The following is a 1,877-nucleotide window of genomic DNA, read 5'->3' on the forward strand; positions in this document are numbered from 1 at the left end:
CTCGTAGGATTCGTACATGCTCCGGTTTGGAAATCGAACAATCTGGGGCGGACATTTTCTCGCTGCGCTTCGATGGTGCGCCAGTCGAGGTGACCATCCTTTCTCACGCCGGCTTTTCGTATGCCGCCGTGCGAAAAATCGCAGCGAGACAACGACTTGGAAAGGACGGAATCCTCCTTCGGTGCGGCTCGATCATCATGTTCTTCGCACCTTTTCTCAGCATATACCCGCACCGATCTGGTGATGTCCTACAGGCCATGGGAGAGGCATGCGCATCCTTCCTGCGAAACGTAGATAGGAATGCCTCGGACGCTGGGATTGAATGGTCAGTAGCTCGCGTTGAGCAATAACTAGTGTGCCGACAAAAGCATCGGATCACACATTTCAACCGGCCAAGACAAAGGAGTGCGAGATGGAGATGACGGCAACAATGACGGCTTCGCAGGATGAAGCCAAGAGGCGGCGGCGTGCAATCACTGCCACCATTCTGGGAAATGGGTTCGAATGGTTCGACTTCATGGTGTATGGGTTCTTTGCCATCACCATCGGACAGTTGTTCTTTCCCACTGGCAACGAACTGACGTCGTTGCTACTTTCTGTAGCGACCTTCGGGGTCGGCTTTGTCGTGCGCCCGATCGGCGGCATTCTCATCGGCATGTACTCCGACCGAGTCGGCCGTAAGGCCGCCCTGTCCCTGACCATCTTGCTGATGGCAGGCGGGACGGCACTGATCGGTATCGCGCCGACCTACGAACAGGCCGGCATCCTGGCGCCGATCATCATCATTCTCGCGCGCCTGATGCAGGGTTTCTCGGCCGGCGGCGAGATGGGAAGTGCGACCGCATTCCTTACCGAGCATGCGCCGGCTCATCAAAAAGGCTATTACGCGAGCTGGATCCAAAGCAGTATCGGCTTCGCCGTCGTGCTCGGCGCCGCCGCCGGGACTGTACTTACGCTGTGGCTGACGCCGGCGGAGGTAAAGGATTGGGGGTGGCGCATTCCCTTCTTGCTTGGCATCCTCATCGGTCCCATTGGCTTCTACATCCGCAGCAATGTTGACGAGACACCGGCATTCCTCGCCACGACCGAGAAGGTAAAGAGGCCGTTCCGCGAGGTGCTGACACACTTCCCCCGCGAGACCTTCACGACGTTCTCCATGGTGATTCTGTGGACGGTTTGCATCTATGTGCTGCTGTTCTACATGCCGACGTATGCCGTCAAGACGCTGAAGATGCCGCAATCGATGTCGTTTATCGCCGGTGTGGTGGGCGGCCTCATCATCACGGTGTTGTCGCCGTTCGTGGGCGCCTTGTCTGACCGTATTGGCCGCAAGAAAATCCTGACGATGAGCTCCGGCGGCATCCTGCTGCTTGCGTATCCAATGTTTGCGCTGGTCGTATCCGCACCGACGCAAACCAACCTGATCGTTTTCCAGACGGTGTTCGGCATTCTCATTGCCGGCTACACCGGGCCCATCCTGGCCGCGTTCTCGGAGATCTTCCCGACGCGAGTGCTGTCGACAGGCCTCTCGGTGGCCTACAACGTCGCAGTGATGACCTTCGGCGGCTTCGCTTCGCTGATCCTTACCTGGCTGATCGCCACGACCGGTAGTGCGATGGCCCCGGCGCTGTATGTCATTGCCGCCGCCGCAGTCAGCTTCCTGGGTGTGACGCTCGGATTCCGCGATCGCATCAAGTAAAACCCCCTTACAACAACATCTGGAGGATTCGTATGGAGAGACACGTCCTTGGTATGGCCGCCATGGCGGCCCTCGGCCTGGCATGTGCCGGCACGGCCGTCGCGCAGGTTCAGGAAGTCAAGCTGGGGTTCGCGGCGCCGATGACCGGCAACCAGGCCCAGTATGGAAAGGATATGCA

1 protein-coding gene is annotated in these 1,877 nt (G+C 58.6%); it reads left to right on the forward strand.

Annotated features, from left to right (window positions below):
- Positions 1-412: 412 nt before the first annotated feature.
- Positions 413-1,699 (forward strand): MFS transporter, encoded by a 1,287-nt coding sequence (locus tag AC1DPR_RS31750; protein WP_477106185.1) that lies wholly within the window; start codon positions 413-415, stop codon positions 1,697-1,699.
- The last annotated feature ends 178 nt before the right edge of the window (positions 1,700-1,877 follow it).

It is taken from the genome of Rhizobium sp. 01T417 (assembly GCF_056398905.1).